General features: G+C 67.0%; 15 protein-coding genes. 10 read left to right on the forward strand and 5 right to left on the reverse strand.

What is annotated here, in order from left to right; translation table 11 throughout:
• Nucleotides 1-68 precede the first annotated feature (68 nt).
• The gene (locus tag ACVWYS_RS03040) at nucleotides 69-941 is read left to right on the forward strand and encodes a universal stress protein (RefSeq protein WP_344361911.1); all 873 of its coding nucleotides are present in this window, start codon (nucleotides 69-71) and stop codon (nucleotides 939-941) included.
• Here the strand turns inward: ACVWYS_RS03040 and ACVWYS_RS03045 are convergent.
• From ACVWYS_RS03045 to rarD, 4 genes are all read right to left on the reverse strand, one after another.
• On the reverse strand, nucleotides 938-1,834 hold the full coding sequence (locus ACVWYS_RS03045) for a methyltransferase (protein ID WP_456509333.1): 897 nt from the start codon (nucleotides 1,832-1,834) through the stop codon (nucleotides 938-940). The two genes, ACVWYS_RS03040 and ACVWYS_RS03045, sit on opposite strands and share 4 nt — an antisense overlap.
• Nucleotides 1,831-3,363, reverse strand: a complete 1,533-nt coding sequence (locus ACVWYS_RS03050; protein ID WP_344361917.1) for a putative bifunctional diguanylate cyclase/phosphodiesterase — start codon at nucleotides 3,361-3,363, stop codon at nucleotides 1,831-1,833. The genes ACVWYS_RS03045 and ACVWYS_RS03050 overlap by 4 nt, the downstream gene beginning before the upstream one ends.
• Nucleotides 3,350-3,754, reverse strand: a complete 405-nt coding sequence (locus ACVWYS_RS03055) for a DUF7793 family protein (protein WP_425547115.1) — start codon at nucleotides 3,752-3,754, stop codon at nucleotides 3,350-3,352. The genes ACVWYS_RS03050 and ACVWYS_RS03055 overlap by 14 nt, the downstream gene beginning before the upstream one ends.
• Nucleotides 3,755-3,844: 90 nt before the next feature.
• Nucleotides 3,845-4,870, reverse strand: a complete 1,026-nt coding sequence (rarD, locus tag ACVWYS_RS03060) for an EamA family transporter RarD (protein ID WP_456509334.1) — start codon at nucleotides 4,868-4,870, stop codon at nucleotides 3,845-3,847.
• Between the two features lie 130 nt (nucleotides 4,871-5,000).
• On the opposite strand from rarD, the gene ACVWYS_RS03065 reads away from it, so the two are divergent.
• The 9 genes from ACVWYS_RS03065 to ACVWYS_RS03105 all read left to right on the forward strand — a co-directional run bounded on the left by ACVWYS_RS03065 (nucleotide 5,001) and on the right by ACVWYS_RS03105 (nucleotide 15,660).
• Nucleotides 5,001-6,437, forward strand: a complete 1,437-nt coding sequence (locus tag ACVWYS_RS03065) for an FAD-dependent oxidoreductase (RefSeq protein ID WP_344361922.1) — start codon at nucleotides 5,001-5,003, stop codon at nucleotides 6,435-6,437.
• Nucleotides 6,438-6,601: 164 nt separating this feature from the next.
• Nucleotides 6,602-8,050: an amidase gene (locus ACVWYS_RS03070; RefSeq protein WP_456509335.1), complete on the forward strand. Its 1,449-nt coding sequence runs from the start codon at nucleotides 6,602-6,604 to the stop codon at nucleotides 8,048-8,050.
• 12 nt (nucleotides 8,051-8,062) lie between these two features.
• Nucleotides 8,063-8,365 (forward strand): hypothetical protein, encoded by a 303-nt coding sequence (locus tag ACVWYS_RS03075; RefSeq protein WP_456509336.1) that lies wholly within the window; start codon nucleotides 8,063-8,065, stop codon nucleotides 8,363-8,365.
• Between the two features lie 119 nt (nucleotides 8,366-8,484).
• A complete protein-coding gene (locus ACVWYS_RS03080) occupies nucleotides 8,485-9,867 on the forward strand; it encodes a GAF domain-containing protein (RefSeq protein ID WP_456509337.1) in 1,383 nt (460 codons plus the stop codon).
• 141 nt (nucleotides 9,868-10,008) lie between these two features.
• A complete protein-coding gene (gene exaC / locus ACVWYS_RS03085; protein WP_116765187.1) occupies nucleotides 10,009-11,532 on the forward strand; it encodes an acetaldehyde dehydrogenase ExaC in 1,524 nt (507 codons plus the stop codon).
• 173 nt (nucleotides 11,533-11,705) lie between these two features.
• Nucleotides 11,706-12,728, forward strand: a complete 1,023-nt coding sequence (gene adhP / locus ACVWYS_RS03090; protein ID WP_175460442.1) for an alcohol dehydrogenase AdhP — start codon at nucleotides 11,706-11,708, stop codon at nucleotides 12,726-12,728.
• A gap of 16 nt (nucleotides 12,729-12,744) precedes the next feature.
• Complete coding sequence (locus ACVWYS_RS03095; protein WP_456509338.1) at nucleotides 12,745-13,155, forward strand: DUF779 domain-containing protein; 411 nt, start codon at nucleotides 12,745-12,747, stop codon at nucleotides 13,153-13,155.
• Nucleotides 13,156-13,327: 172 nt separating this feature from the next.
• Entirely contained in the window at nucleotides 13,328-14,890 is a 1,563-nt protein-coding gene (locus ACVWYS_RS03100; protein WP_456508390.1) for an amino acid permease, read from the forward strand.
• A gap of 164 nt (nucleotides 14,891-15,054) precedes the next feature.
• Nucleotides 15,055-15,660 carry a TetR/AcrR family transcriptional regulator gene (locus tag ACVWYS_RS03105; RefSeq protein ID WP_091251315.1) on the forward strand — a complete coding sequence of 202 codons (606 nt, stop codon included), beginning with the start codon at nucleotides 15,055-15,057 and terminating at the stop codon, nucleotides 15,658-15,660.
• 21 nt (nucleotides 15,661-15,681) lie between these two features.
• Here the strand turns inward: ACVWYS_RS03105 and ACVWYS_RS03110 are convergent, their stop codons facing one another.
• Complete coding sequence (locus ACVWYS_RS03110; protein ID WP_456508391.1) at nucleotides 15,682-16,317, reverse strand: DUF2461 domain-containing protein; 636 nt, start codon at nucleotides 16,315-16,317, stop codon at nucleotides 15,682-15,684.
• Nucleotides 16,318-16,329 lie beyond the last annotated feature (12 nt).

The following is a 16,329-nucleotide window of genomic DNA, read 5'->3' on the forward strand; positions in this document are numbered from 1 at the left end:
CGGCCGACGACGCCCGGAACCCCCGGGGCGCTGCTGGCGTCTGCCACAGACCCATAAGGGGTTCATACATGCGATACGTAGTCGGTTATACGCCCACTGAACGCGGCGCGGACGCCGTTGCCCTGGCTGCGGCCATGGCCCGGGCCCAGGGAGCGCATCTTGACCTTGTCTATGTGGTGGACCGGCACACGCCCTATCCGGCCGTGAAACCGGAAGGAAGCCGCGCCCAGACCGCGGAACAGCATATCCACTCGGCGGAACGAGAGGGTATGGCCCTGGTTCCGGAAGGGCTGGAGGCGCACTTTCACGTCCGCCAGGCGGACTCGTTCGCGGCCGGCCTCATCGACGCGGCCCTCGAGTACCGGGCCGGCCTGATCGTCGTCGGCGCCGCCAGCAACGGCCTCTTCAAGCGGCACACCATAGGCAGCGTGGCCAACGCGCTCCTGCACGCCGCCCCGGTTCCGGTGGCACTTGCGCCGCGCGGTTACCGCCGGACCGAACCCATCACGCGCCTGACCCTCGCCGTGGGCCAGCGCCCCGGGGCAGAAGCGGCGATCGACGTTGCAATAGAATCCGCCGAGCGCCGGGGCGTCCCGCTCCGGCTGGTCTCCCTTGTGGAACTGGACGTCGACGAGGAGGGCGGGGAAAACGTCAACGCGGCCCACATCCATGCCAATACCGTGCTCGCCGCCGCCGCGCACCGCCTGCCTGAGGGCCACCACGTCAGTGTGGAGGTCGCCCACGGGCGCACGATCGAGGAAGCGATCGACGACCTGGAATGGGACGACGGCGAGGTCATGATCGTGGGATCCTCCCGTCTGGCGGAGAAATACAAACTCTTCATCGGCAGTACCGCCAACAAGGTGCTGCGGGCCCTCCCGGTGCCGATGGTGGTTGTGCCCCGCGACTACCAGCGGGTGGATACCTTCCCGGAGGTCTAATTCCCGGAGGTCTGATTCCCGGAGGTTTGGGGCCGCGGGGCCAGGACCGCCCAGTACGCCGGAATGCTGCCGGGCGGTCCGCCGGTCTCCATCGGCACCGTTGCCAGGACACCGGGACCTTCCGCGATGAGGGTCCAGTGCCGTTCGGGGAACGCCCGCGAGCGTTGCCTGGGGCCGAAATGGCCCGGTTTCGGCAAGGCAGAAATTGCCTGGCGGAGCGGTCCCGGGATCCGCTCGCCCGTGGCGCCCAGGCCCCGAAGATAGCTCAGCGCCCCGCCCGGGACATTTGTCTCCACGAGGTAAATCCGTCCCTGGGCTCCGAGGAGCGCTTTGATGGAGTCCGCAAGGCGTGCCTTGCGTCGCCGGCTAAGGACGTGGAAGACGCCGCGGACAAAGACATTGACGTCGCCGAGTTCGTGCGCGAGCGCGGCCGCGGCAGCCGGCCGGGTGGCATCCAGGCTCCGGAAGCTGAGGCCCGGGACGTGCGCATGGGCGGACTGCGCCGCGGCCACGGCCGCAGGCGAGACATCGACGCCCAGCACCGAGGGGAAGGCCTCGACGAGCCGGCACGAGAGGGCTCCGTTCCCGCAGCCCAGATCGACCACCGGAAGGCTGGTGTCCATCAGGGCCGCCATGGCCCGCAGATGCTGCCTCACTTCGTCGTCGCCGGCGGTCGAAGTATCCCAGATGATCGGTTCCGTGAGCACTCCCTGCGACACTCCGCGCCAGAACTCATCCCAGCGCCGGTCCGGGCGCTGGGGCCGGTGCAGGGACAGGGCCACCACCCGGGCCACCATCCGGAGCGTGTCCGCCGCCTTGTGCGTGCCTGTGTTTTTCGTGGCTGTCTTCGGCGTACCTGTGTTTCTCGTGTCCCCCGTACCGGCTCCGCTCATGCGGCTGCACCGTCCCTGTGTGCCAGCAGGTCCGTCATGTCCGCAACGGGCAGGGGCCGGCTGAAGAAATATCCCTGGCCGAATTCACAGTCCAGGTGCCGCAGCCGGTCCGCCTGCTCGCGGTCCTCGATACCCTCGGCCACGGCACCCAGGCCGGCGGAATGGATCAGCTGCAAGATGGCCGCGACGAAGGTCTCCTGCTGCCGGTCCGTGGTCAGCCCGTCCAGGAGGGACTTGTCGATCTTCGCCTGCGAGGCAGGGAGGGTGCGCAGGTAGCTGATGGAGGAATAGCCCGTACCGAAGTCGTCGATCTCGATCCGGACGCCAAGGTCATTGAGCGACTGCATGGTGGCTGCCACTTCCGGACCGCCGCGCATGATCGCGGTCTCGGTGATTTCAATCGAGATATGGCGCGGTTCGACGCCGTGCCGGACCAGCAGGTCTTCGACATACGGTGCCAGATCGACATGGTGCAGGTCCGCCGGTGAGAGATTGATGTGGGTGCTGAAGTCCGCCGGAAGCCCCGGATCGGACTTCCATCGTCCGGTTTGCGCGATGGCGTTCCGGAGCACCCAGTGGCCGATTTCCACCGTGAGCCCGGCCTCGTCAGCGGCGTCGAGGAACGTGTCCGGCGCCAGCAGCCCCAGGTCCGGGTGGCGCCACCGGATCAGGGCCTCCGTCCCGGCAATCGTCCCCGTGCGCAGATCCATGATGGGCTGGTATTCCAGCTCGAGCTCGTCCGTTGCCAGCGCCGTCCGGAGCTCGGCCACCAGGTGAACCCGCTGCTTGGCGGCCTCGTGCATGGCCGCGGAAAACACCAGGAGAGTGTCCCGGCCGCGCTTCTTGGCCTCATGCATGGCGATGTTGGCATCGCGGATGAGCTCCTCGCTGCTCAGCCCGGGTTCGCCCAGCCGCACCCCGGTTCCGGCCGTCAGGGCGACCGCGACGCCGCCGGCAACGATTCTGTCCTTCAGCGATTCGCTAAGGCGGGACGCGATCTCCAGCACGGCGTCCGGTTCCTGGTCCACCACGAGCACGGCGAACTCATCGCCGCTGAGGCGTGCGATCAAGTGACGGGCCCCGGCCGCGGCGCCCAGCCGCAGGGCTGCCTCCCGCAGGACGGCGTCCCCGGCCGCGTGGCCAAGGCTGTCATTGATGAGCCGGAAGGAGTCGAGGTCCAGCAGGATGAGCGCGGGCTGGGGGCCCCGGCCGGCTCCGGTGACGGCCTCGGCCACTTTTTCCTGCAGCAGCGAGCGGCTGGCCAGCCCCGTCAACTCGTCAGTGTTGATCACGCGCCGGAGTTCGGCTTTGGCCGCTTCCAGGAGCGCGGTCCGCTCGGCGACCCGGACTTCCATGTCTTCGTACATGCTTTGAAGCTCTTCAGCGAGCAGGTTGATGCCGGTCGTGACAGCGTCGATGCCGTCCCGTGCCGGTGAGACCTCCAGACGGTTTGAAAGATCGCCCGAGGACAGCACGACGATGCCGTCTACGAGTTCCTCGAGGCGGCGGTCGTCATCACGCCCCGTCATGGCCCTGCGATATCAGCCAGCGGACCGCCTCATCGCGGTCGGTGAAAAAGCGCGTGGGGACCGGTGCCGAATTGACGCCCAGGAAGAAGTTGGCGAGAACCCGGTCAACGGCGGACGCGCCCAGCAGCGCGATGGCCGACGCGTCACAGCGTTTGGCGAACACGGCCCGCGCGGCCCGGCTGACGGATTCCGTGGTGGCCATGTCGATCAGCAGCGGCGTGGGCCGGCCGTCGCACATGGCATTGACCCGATCCATGGCGAGTTGGGCATTCGGGGCGTCAATGACGATGCCCCGGGCCCACTCGAGGCGCAGGATACCGCTGCTGTCGAAGCCCAGGGACGAGATATCCCGGCCGCCCGGAGTCTCAAGATCGTTTTCTGGCACCAGCAATCCTTAATTCCGCCCCAACGTGTCCTTCATGATGACACTAACGCACGGCGGCCCTGGTTCGCAGACGGCTAACCCGCCGGAGCAGTCCTGCTAGGCGGCGGCGCGGGCCCGTTTCCGGATCATGGAGTTCTTCCCGGCCGCCAGCAGCATGTCCACCGTCAGCACGAGCAGTGCCAGCCACACGACGCCGAAGCCAATCCAGCGGTCCAAAGTCATGGGTTCCTTGAACACCACAAGCGCCACAATGAACTGCAGCACGGGTGCGAAGTACTGCAACAAGCCGATGGTGGTCATGGGCAGCCGGCGGGCAGAGGCCCCGAAGAACAGCAGCGGCACGGCGGTGATGACACCCGATGCGACCAGCAGCCAGAAGTGCCCGGCGCCGTTGGACGCCAGCGTGGCCGCACCGCTGACCGCGAGCACAATCATGGTGGCCGCAGCCGGCGGGGCCAGCACGATCGTCTCCACGGTGAGACTGGTGATCGCGTCCGCCCGCGGGCCGACACGCTTCTTGACGAAGCCGTACAGGCCAAAGCTCAGCGCGAGCGTCAGGGCGATCCAGGGGAGCTTGCCGTAGGAGACTGTCAGCACGCCCACCGCGATAAAACCGATGCCGACGGCGGCCCACTGCAGCGGCCTCAGCTTTTCCTTCAGGACAAAGACCCCCAGCAGCACCGAGACCAGCGGGTTGATGAAGTAGCCCAGGGAGGCCTCTACGGCCTGGCCGGTGGTCACGCCGTAGGTGTAGGTAAGCCAGTTCACCGCGATCAGAGCCGCGGCGATGGACAGCGGGCCGATCACCGCGCGGTTCCGGAACGCAGCAGCCAGCACCCGCCAGGAGCGCGTGACGGTGATCAGCAGGACGCAGAACACGAGGGACCAGACCACCCGGTTGGCGACGATTTCGATCGCGCCGGCAGGCTGGAGCGCATAGAAGTACAGGGGCAGCAGTCCCCACAGCCCGTACGCGCCGATCCCGAACAGGATCCCCGGCGTCGTTTCCTTATCTACCGGCGCGAGTCCGGCCGGCGGCTGCGGCGCCGGCCGGACCGCAGGGGCTGGGACGCGCGGGTCGGTCGGCGGGGCGGGGGAGAAGGATCGTTCGGGCTTAGGCACAAGACCAATAACACCACCTGCACGGCGCCTATTCCTACCAACCGGGCCACAGGCCGCCCGGCGACATTTAGAATAGGGGCCTGTGCGCTGTATGTACTGGCGCTGTCCCTAAGACTCAGAAGGGCTCCCGGTGTCCAACTCGGCCGAATCCACATCCACTCGTCCCCTCCGCGTCGCCATTGTCGGCGCGGGTCCGGCCGGCGTCTACGCCGCGGACATCCTGACGAAGTCCAATGAGGTCAAAGACGGCGACGTCGAGGTCAGCATCGATCTCTTCGAGGCATACCCGGCGCCGTACGGCCTGATCCGCTACGGGGTGGCTCCTGACCATCCCCGGATCAAAGGCATCGTCAACGCCCTGCACAAAGTCCTGGACCGCGGCGACATCCGGTTCCTTGGCAACGTCACCTACGGCCGGGACCTGACGCTGCATGACTTCCGCGCCTTCTACGATGCCGTCATCTTCTCCACGGGAGCCATCAAAGACGCCGAGCTGGACATTCCCGGGATCGGGCTCGAGGGTTCCTTTGGTGGGGCCGACTTCGTCTCCTGGTACGACGGCCACCCGGACGTGCCGCGGGACTGGCCGCTGGAGGCGAAGGAGATCGCCGTGATCGGCAACGGCAACGTGGCCCTGGACGTGGCCCGCATGCTGGTCAAGCACGCCGATGAACTCCTGGTCACCGAAATCCCGGACAACGTCTACCGGGCCCTCAAGGACTCGCCGGTCACCGACGTCCATGTCTTCGGCCGCCGCGGGCCGGCCCAAGTGAAGTTCACCCCGCTGGAGCTGCGCGAACTCAGCCACGCCAAGGACGTGGACATTGTGCTGTATCCGGAGGACTTCGAGTTCGACGAAGCCTCGGATGAGGCCATCCGCAACAACAACCAGATCCGGACCATGGTCAACACCCTGACCAACTGGCTCGTCGAGGACCACGCCGAAGCCGAGGAACCGTCCTCGCGACGGCTGCACCTGCACTTCCTGCACAGCCCGGTCGAGATCCATGACGACGCCGCGAATCCCGGCAAAGTCGCCGGCATCAAGTTCGAACGCATGCAGCTCGACGGCACCGGGAACGTCAAGGGCACCGGAGAATTCCTTGACTACCCGGTCCAGGCCGTCTACCGGGCAATCGGCTACCACGGTTCGCCGCTGGATGAGCTGGAGTACGATGCCCGCCGCGGCGTTGTCCCCAACGAGGGCGGCCGTGTCCTCGACGCCGAGGGGAAGCCGGTCCCCGGGATCTACGCCACCGGCTGGATCAAGCGCGGACCCGTCGGGCTGATCGGCCACACCAAGGGTGACGCGCTGGAGACCATCGGCTACCTGCTGGAGGACCGGCTCACCTTGCCGCCGGCGCAGAACCCGGACCCGCAGGCCATCATCGATCTGCTGCAGGAACGCGGCATCCAGTACACGACCTGGGAAGGGTGGATCAAGCTCGATGCCCACGAGCTCGCCCTCGGTGCGGAGTGGTCGGCTGCGGAGAACGCCAACGGGATTGAGCGGGAGCGCATCAAGGTAGTTCCGCGCGAGGAGATGATTGAGATTTCCCGCGACTAGCCTGTCCCGTCAGCGGCGCCCGGACGTAGAATTTCACGCACAAGGACTGCGCGGCGGACGCTATACCGCCGTGCTGCAAACCCCGTGCTGTAACCGTCGTGGTGTGACGTGTGACGTGACCCCGTGCTGTGTTTCCCTGCTGCGATTCCCCTTCGGGAGGTGCCGTGGACGAACAACTCCGGTGGATGGATGCCACGGAGCAGGCCGACCTGGTCCGCTCCGGCCAGGTCAGTGCCGCCGAACTCCTCGCCGAGGCACGGGCCCGCATCAGGGAACTCAACCCGGTGGTGAATGCCGTGATCGCCGGGCTGGACACCGACACCCCCGACGCCACCCCGGCAAACGGCAGCACCCCCACCGACGACCTTCCGTTTGCCGGGGTGCCGTTCCTGGTCAAGGACCTCGCGCTGGAAATCGCCGGGACGCCGTTCTCCGAAGGCTCACGCTGGCTCGCCGGAAACGTCTCCGGCCACAGCCAGGAACTCGCGCGGCGCTTCCGCCAGACGGGACTGGCCATCATCGGCAAAACCAATACGTGCGAGTTCGGACTGAGCCCGCACTGCGAACCGGTCCTGCACGGGGCAACCCGCAACCCCTGGGACCTGTCCCGCTCCACGAGCGGATCCAGCGGCGGGTCGGCGGCCGCCGTCGCCGCCGGGATCGTCCCGATGGCCCATGGCAACGACCTCGGCGGGTCGCTCCGGTATCCCGCGGCGTGGTGCGGGCTGGTCGGCCTGAAACCGACCCGGGGACGGGTGCCGCTAGGCCCGGAATACGGCGATGTCGTCGGCGGCCTCGCCGCCGAATTCGCCCTGACCCGCACAGTCCGCGACGCCGCGGCGCTGCTGGACGCCGTGGCCGGTCCGGCGCCCGGGGACCCCCACCTGGCGCCGCCACGGCCACGCCCCTATGCAGCCGAGGCCGTGACACCGCCGGGACAGCTCAGGATCGCGGCCACGGCCACTCCCAATCGCGGCCAGACTGTCCATCCTGACTACCTGCGGGCCTTCGACGCCGCCGTGCGCTTGCTGAGCGACCTGGGCCACGACGTCCAGGAAGCGCACCCCGAACCCCTGGACCGGGCGGGGCACCACGCCATCCGGGCCGTATACGCCGCCGCAACCGCCTGGATCGAGGGCTACTGGACTCGGCGGCTGGGCCGGGGGCCCGAACCGGGGGAGGTGGAACCGTATACCGAGGTCCTGTTCGGGCGCGGCCGGAAGGTCAGCGCCGGGGATTACCTGCAGGGCGTTGAGGAGTTGCAACGCTTCAGCCGCCGGGTTGCAGGCTTCTTCCAGACCTACGATCTGTGGCTGACGCCGACAGTCGGCTGGCCGCCGCTGCCGCTCGGCACGCTGACGGCGACGGCGGAGGACCCCGTCCGCGGGGAACGGGAGGCCGGCCGCTTCCTGATGTTCGACGGCGAATACGCCAACATCACAGGCAACCCGGCCATGTCCGTGCCGCTGGGCACCGATTCCGCCGGGCTTCCCGTCGGGATGTCCTTCCTCGCCGGCTTCGGCGCCGAAGCGACCCTCTTCCGGCTGGCCGCCCAGCTGGAGCAGGCCAGCCCCTGGGCCGGGCGACGGCCTGCACTCAAGCAATCCACGTGAAGGAGACCCGCCATGTATCTGGGCACCATGTATCTGGGAATGTACAGCTTCCGCGGCGACCCGGCGGACCTTCTCGCAGGCCACGACCGCTTGCTGGCCCTCCTGCCCGCCGGCCAGTTGGAGCTGCATCTGTGCGTGCAGACGGAGGACGGCATCGCCGTTCTGGACACGTGCCCGAGCCGGGAGGTCTTTGACCGTTTCAGCGGCGGCAGGGAATTCCAAGAGCTGATAGCGGCCGCCGGGCTGCCACGCCCCGAGATCCAGCACGTGGGCGAGATCAAGAGCTACGTCCTGCCGCCGGGAGCCGGCGCCTGAGCCCGCCCGGGCCCACAGGTGGTGCAAGGCGGTGCATTTCCAAACTCCCCGCACGGAACTAGACTGGGCCGGACGAGGCGGCCTCCGGCACGCCGTCGAGCCCGTCCGGTGGGAGTTCAATGAGGAATCTGGTCCATCCGGCAGCGCTGCTACCGCCAGCAGGCGGGGTCACCGCAGCGCTGCGGCAGAAGCATGCCAGTGCCGGGCACGAGGAACTGGATTCCCGGGGTCGCGTCTTTCCGGAGGACCTGCACCTGCCCGGGCTCAGTAGCCTGATCCAGGAGTCGTGGCGGCGTTCGGCGGAACTGCACGCCAACCCGGACAACCCCGAGGCCCCTCTGGCCATGGACCGCGAAGAACTTGAGGAATACCGCCGCCAGCACCCCTTGGCCGCCATCATGCCTGTGATCCATAAGCTTTTGGTCCTGCCAAGCCACGACAGCGGGATGCTGGTGGCCGTGGGGGACGAGGTCGGCCGGCTGCTGTGGGTCGAAGGCGACGCCGCCCTGCAGCGCCGGGCCGAAGGCATGATGTTCGTCCCCGGGGCTGACTGGTCCGAGGCGACGGTGGGCACCAGCGCCCCGGGCACCGCGCTGGCCCTGGGCCGGGGCATCCAGATCTCCGGCGCGGAGCACTATAAGCGTTCGGTGCATCCCTGGAGCTGCACGGCCGTGCCGTTCCACGACCCGGATTCCGGCGCACTGCTGGGGGTTGTGGACATCACCGGCACGGAGTCGGCCGTGGCCCCGCATACCCTGTCCCTTGTCGAGGCGACGGTCGCCGCTGCCCAGGCGCATCTGCGGGTGGAACGGCTCCAGCTGGCCGCCGCACGCCAGTCCTCGCCCTCCCGGAGGAGAAGCCCGGCCGCGCCGAAAACGGCCGGGGCATCGGCCGCTGGCAGCCTGTACCGGAACAGCCTCCAGCTGCTTGGCCGCGATCAGGCCCTGCTCAGCATTGACGGCCGCACCGTGTCCCTGTCCGCCCGGCACAGTGAGATCCTCGCCCTGCTCAGCACCCACCCCGAAGGGCTGAACGCCGAGGAGCTGTGCGCCCTCCTGTACCCCGGGGAGGCCTCCACCATGACGCTGCGCGCGGAGATGGTACGGCTGCGCAAAGTCTTGCAGCAGCTCAATCCCGAAGCCGTCCCGGCGTCACGCCCGTACCGCTTGCCGGTCGACCTCGTGCCGGACTCCGGACAGGTGCTGAGCTGCCTGCAACGCGGCGCTCACCGGATAGCGCTGGAAATCTACCGCGGCGCCGTACTGCCGCGCTCGGAGGCGCCCGGCATCGTGGAGCTGCGGGCCAGGGTTTCCGCGCTGATGCGCGAGGCCCTGCTGACGGACGGCAGTGCCGAGTCACTGCTGAAGTACGCCGAACTGCCCGAGGCAAAGGACGACGTCGACGTCCGGACCGCCGCGCTGAAGCTGCTGGCACCGCGCTCGCCCAAGCGTGCCGCCGTCGTCGCCGATCTGGAACGGCTGGACCGGGAACTGAGCGCCTGAAACGTCACGGCCCGGGGCACCGGACCGTGACCGGGCTCACATCGTTGCAACCTGACTGCAACCTTCGCGCCCCTAGGCTGAGGGCAACGGGGGCCGGCAGCGCCTTGCTGCCCCCTCTCTTGCACAGCAAAGGAGCTAGCAATGACTGTTTACGCCCAGCCCGGTACCGAGGGCTCGAAGGTCACCTTCAAGGACCGCTACGAGAACTGGATCGGCGGCGAGTGGGTTGCCCCGGTCAAGGGCCAGTACTTCGAGAACATTACCCCCGTGACAGGCAAGGCTTTCTGTGAGGTGGCCCGCGGCACCGCCGAGGACATTGAGCTGGCGCTGGACGCCGCGCACAAGGTTGCGCCGTCCTGGGGCAAGACCTCCGTGGCCGAGCGCGCCGCGATCCTGAACAAGATCGCGGACCGGATCGACGCGAACACCGAGATGCTCGCCGTCGCCGAATCCTGGGATAACGGCAAGCCGATCCGCGAAACCCTCAACGCGGACATTCCGCTCGCCGCCGACCACTTCCGCTACTTCGCCTCGGCCGTCCGCGCCCAGGAGGGCCGGCTGTCCCAGCTCGACGACGACACCACCGCCTACCACTATCACGAGCCCCTCGGCGTCGTCGGCCAGATCATTCCCTGGAACTTCCCGATCCTCATGGCCGTCTGGAAGCTCGCCCCGGCCCTCGCCGCCGGCAACGCCGTCGTCCTGAAGCCGGCCGAGCAGACCCCGTCCTCCATCCTGGTGCTGATGGAACTGATCAGCGACCTCCTGCCGGCCGGCGTCATCAACGTGGTCAACGGGTTCGGCGTCGAAGCCGGCAAGCCCCTGGCCTCCAGCCCCCGGATCCGCAAGATCGCCTTCACCGGCGAAACCACCACCGGCCGGCTGATCAGCCAGTACGCCTCCCAGAACCTGATCCCGGTCACGCTGGAACTCGGCGGCAAGAGCCCCAACATCTTCTTCAACGACGTCGCCGACACCAACGACGCCTTCTACGACAAGGCCCTTGAAGGCTTCACGCTCTTCGCCTTCAACCAGGGCGAGGTCTGCACCTGCCCGTCCCGCGCACTGGTCCAGGAAGGCATCTACGATTCCTTCATGGCCGATGCGCTGGCCCGCACGCAGAAGATCATCCAGGGCAACCCGCTGGATACCGAGACGCAGCTCGGCGCCCAGGCCTCCAATGACCAGCTCGAGAAGATCCTGTCCTACATCGACATCGGAAAACAGGAAGGCGCCAAGGCCCTCACCGGCGGCGCCCGCGCCGAGCTCACCGGGGACCTGGCCGGCGGCTACTACGTCCAGCCGACCATCTTCGAGGGCCACAACAAGATGCGGATCTTCCAGGAGGAGATCTTCGGCCCGGTGGTGTCCGTGACGCGCTTCAGCGATTACAACGACGCCATGGGGATCGCCAACGACACCCTCTACGGCCTCGGTGCCGGCGTCTGGTCCCGCAACGGCAACGTTGCCTACCGTGCAGGCCGCGAGATTCAGGCCGGCCGCGTGTGGGTCAACAACTACCACGCCTACCCGGCCGGTGCCGCGTTCGGCGGGTACAAGTCCTCCGGCATCGGACGCGAGAACCACTCCATGATGCTGGACCACTACCAGCAGACCAAGAACCTCCTGGTCAGCTACAACGAGAACAAGCTCGGCTTCTTCTAAGCCGCACTGACCCGGGCGGGGCGGATCGGACGTGATCCGCCCCGCCCGCACCATGTCTGGCCACCCCCGGGCGGGACGTACCACCCACCACCCCACGGAGTACACCAAACCCTGAATACGCCCTAAAGCTACGCCCCATATCTAGGCCCCAAAACTACGCAAGGATTTCGCCAATGACGACGACAATGCAAGCAGCTGTAGTAACTGAATTCGGCAAAGACCTCCAGATCCAGGACCTCCCCATTCCCTCCCCGGGCCGCGGTGAGGCGCTGGTCAAGGTCATCACCACCGGCGTCTGCCACACGGACCTTCATGCGGCCGAAGGCGACTGGCCGGTGAAGCCGACCCCGCCGTTCATTCCCGGCCACGAAGGCGTGGGCGAAGTCGTGGCCCTGGGCGAAGGCGTCACTGACCTGGCCGTCGGAGACCTGGTGGGCAACGCATGGCTCTGGTCCGCCTGCGGCGACTGCCAGTTCTGCCGGACGGGCTGGGAAACGCTCTGCGAGGCCCAGAAGAACGCCGGCTACAGCGTGGACGGCTCCTTCGGCGAGTACATGCTGGTGGACAGCCGCTTCGCTGCCCGAATCCCCGCCGGCTCAGATCCGGTGGAAGTGGCTCCGGTGCTCTGCGCGGGCGTCACCGTCTACAAGGGCCTGAAGATGACCGAGGCCAAGCCCGGCCAGTGGGTCACCATCTCCGGGATCGGCGGACTCGGCCACATCGCTGTCCAATACGCTGTGGCCATGGGGCTGCGGGTCGCGGCGGTGGACATCGCCGACGACAAGCTCGCCCTGGCCAAGAAGCACGGTGCAGAGCTGACGGTCAATGCCCTGCACGAGGATCCCGCCGAAGTTATCCAGCGCGAAACCGGAGGATGCCATGGAGTCCTGGTCACGGCAGTGCACCCGTCAGCCTTCGGGCAGGCCATTGGGATGGCCCGGCGCGGCGGAACGATCGTGTTCAACGGGCTGCCGCCGGGCGACTTCCCGGCGCCGATCTTTGAGATTGTGCTCAAGGGGCTGACGGTCCGGGGCTCCATCGTGGGCACGCGGCAGGACCTTGAGGAGGCCCTCGACTTCTACGCCCAGGGCAAGATCCACCCCACGGTGTCCACGAGGGCGCTTTCCGAAGTGAACGCCGTTCTTGATGAGATGAAGCACGCCAAGATCGACGGCCGTGTGGTGCTGAGGTTCTGATGAAAGAAGGACGCTGATGCCGGAGACCAAGCTCGACGCCGCCGTGACCCGCCCGGGGGAGGACTTCTCCCGCGTGGCGCTCACCCCGGAGGCTGTGGGCCTGTTGCGCAAGCTGTGGGTGCAGCACGGCCCGCTGATGTTCCATCAGTCCGGCGGCTGCTGCGACGGTTCCTCGCCTATGTGCTACCCGGCCGGGGAGTTCATCACAGGGGACTCGGACGTGTTGCTTGGCCTGTTCGATATTTCGGACGGAATCCAGCCCCAGCCGGTGGAATTCTGGATGTCGCGGGAGCAGTTCAACTACTGGAGCCACACGCACCTGACGGTCGACGTCGTCCCCGGCCGGGGGAGCGGTTTCTCGGTGGAGGCGCCGGAAGGCAAACGGTTCCTGATCCGCTCGGCGCTGATGGAAAAATGGCCGGTCTGAGCCGGAACGGCGGAGCGTAGAGCTCTCTGCGAGAGATGTGGGCCGTGCCGGCAACGTCGGCACGGCCCACATCTGCGTCTCACTATGTGGGACAAATCGGGCCGTCCAGTGGATGGACACTACACTAGATAGGTCTGTTTCCAAACCAGTTATCGAGATTGCGGACTTTCCTATGAACCTTTTCCGGACCAAATCCATCGAGCAGTCCATGTCCGACGCCGATGAGCCCGGACGCAAGTTGAAGCGCTCGCTCAGCACGTGGGACCTCATGATCATGGGGGTCGCGGTCGCCGTCGGCGCCGGGATCTTCTCGGTTGGCGCCAAGGCTGCCGCGAATTTCGCCGGCCCGGCCGTGACTATTTCCTTCGCGATCGCCGCGGTCACGTGCGCGCTCGCCATCATGTGCTACGCCGAGTTTGCCACGGCCATCCCGGTGGCGGGCTCCGCCTACGTCTTCACCTACGCGACCATGGGGGAAATCCTCGCGTGGATTATCGGCTGGAACCTGATCCTGGAACTCTTCACAGCCGGTGCCGTGATCGCGAAGTACTGGGGCATCTACCTCAGCAAGGTCTTTGCGCTCATGGGAGTCGACGTTCCGCCGTCGATCTCCCTGGGCGGCGTTGACCTCTACTGGGGTGCCTTCCTGATCGTTGCCATCTTCACTGTGCTGCTGGTCCTCGGGACCAAGCTCTCCGCCCGCGTCGGCAACATCTTCACGCTCATCAAGATCGCGGTGGTGCTCTTCGTGATCGTGGTCGGCTTCACCTACGTGAAGTTCGAGAACTACGCTCCGTTCGTGCCGGCCTCCGAGCCGACCGGCGGCACCGGAACCGCCGACGTCCTCAAACAGTCCTTCTTCGGCTTCCTCACCGGTGCGGCCCCTGCCCAGTACGGCACACTCGGCATCTTCGCCGGCGCCGCCCTGGTCTTCTTCGCCTTCATCGGCTTCGACGTCGTCGCCACCTCCGCCGAAGAGGTCAAGAACCCGCAGAAAACGCTGCCGCGCGGCATCTTCGGCGGCCTTGCGATCGTCACAGTGCTCTACATCCTGGTGTCCCTGGCCCTGACCGGCATGGTGTCCTACACCAAGCTCGCCGAGGCCAAGAACCCGACCCTTACCACCGCTTTCGAGGCCGTCGGCAACACCGACGCCGCCAAAGTCATCGCCTTCGGCTCCCTCGTGGGCCTCACCACCGTCATCATGGTGCTCCTCATGGGCCTGTCCCGCGTGGTCCTGGCCATGAGCCGCGACGGCCTGCTGCCGCGATCCCTGTCCAAAACCAGCACCATCCGGGCGACGCCGGCCCGCCTCCAGATCATCTGCGGCGCCGCCGTGGCTATCGTCGCCGGCTTGACCAACGTGGACCTGCTCGAGGAAATGATCAACATCGGCACGCTCTCCGCCTTCGTGATGGTGAGCCTGGGCATCCTGGTCCTGCGCAAGAAGCGCCCGGACCTGAAGCCGAGCTTCCGCGTCCCGTTCGGTAAGGTGCTCCCGGTTGTCTCGGCCGTGCTGTGCCTCTACCTCATGACGAACCTCGCCGTGGAAACCTGGATCTTCTTCGCGATCTGGCTCGTGATTGGCATCGCGATCTACTTCGCCTACGGCCAGCGCCACTCCCGCCTAAACGAAAAGTTCGCGGCGGCCCGGGCCTCCGTGAATGGCCCTGCCAAGGACGACGCCGTCACCGCCGCCCCGGCAAACGAGGAAGACGCGCTCACCCGCTCCTGATCGGGAAATGCCGGTCCCGACAAATCGAAGTCGCCGGAGACCTGCGAATTCGCCGACAACTTCCGGCGAATTGGCAAGGCTCCGGCGACTTCGGCGTTGGACCGTCCGGTTCGGGAGGGTACAGCCGGCGGGCGCGGAGGACCCCGCCTCCCTAAGATGGAGACATGGCCCGCCCAGCAAGACCGGAACGCAAATCAGAACTGTTGTCGGCGATTCTCGACTACCTCATGGACAAGACGCTGGCGGAGCTGACGTTTCGAAGCCTCGCCGACGGGCTGGGTGTCAGCAGCTACGTTCTGGTGTACCACTTCGGCCACCGTGAACAGCTGATCAACGAGATCATCCGCGGCATCGAATCCCGGCTGGACAGCATCCGTGCCACCGACGTCCGGGACATCGACAGGGATGCCTGGCGGGCCTTCCTCCTGGAGTCCTGGCAGTGGACCATGGCGCAGCGCAACCGGCACCTGGCCCGGCTGGAATTTGAGGCGACGGCGCAGGACGTGGTGGCGGCTGTGCCGCGCGGCACAGCCCAGGAGCACTTCCGCATGCTGCACGAGAAGTCCCGGGACTGGCTCGTCATCCAGGGGATCCGGCCAGAGTTCGCCGACACCGACGCACGTCTCTTCACCGCCGCGTTCTATGGGCTGCAGTTCGACTTTGTCGTCAACAACCAGCCCGAGGAAGCCACCGAGGCCTTCGAGCTGATGATGCTGGTCTTCTTCAACAACCTCGACCGGCGGCTCGCCACCGACGGCCAGCACATCTGACGCTGAAGACCGGGGTCCAGGTCAGGGAGCCGCGTAACGGCCGACCCACTCCACCAGGGGACGGAGCTCCTCCCAGCGCCGGGCCACTTCCGCCGCGGCCCCGGGCCCGGCAAGCCAAGCGGGCTGCCCCACGTTCTCGCCGGCCGTGAGGGACTTGTGTTTGAGCAGCTCGGCCCTGGGGTGGTCCTTGTCGAAGCCCCGCGGCACGGTCTTCAGGCTTTCGCCTTCCACGGCGAACCCTGCGGCCTCGACGTGGCGCACGATTTCCTGCAGAGTCTCTCCGCTGGCGGGGTCGTCCACGGCACCGCGATAGCGTGCCAGCTGGGCCGGGGTGTGGGTGTGGCAGCCGCCGCCGATGAGGAGGCCGTCGGCACTGAGCTGGACGTAGAAACCCACGCCTTCCGCCAGCGCTGCGAACGCTCCCTGCGCCGTCTTGTAGGGCGACTTGTCCGGCGAGAAGCGGACATCCCGGTTGGGTCGGAAGAGTTTCGCCGGGCCGAACCGGGGTTCCAGCTCGGCGAGCAGCTCGGTCAACGGCCCCTTCACCGCGGCATCGTAGACCGGCTTGTGCTCCAGCCACCAGTCCCGGTTGTTGTTCTGTTCAAGCTCGGAATAGAACCGGAAGGCGTCATCCGGAATGCCTGCAAATGCGGTCATGGCTAAATCCTA

The sequence above is a fragment of the Arthrobacter sp. TE12231 genome, from assembly GCF_054062895.1.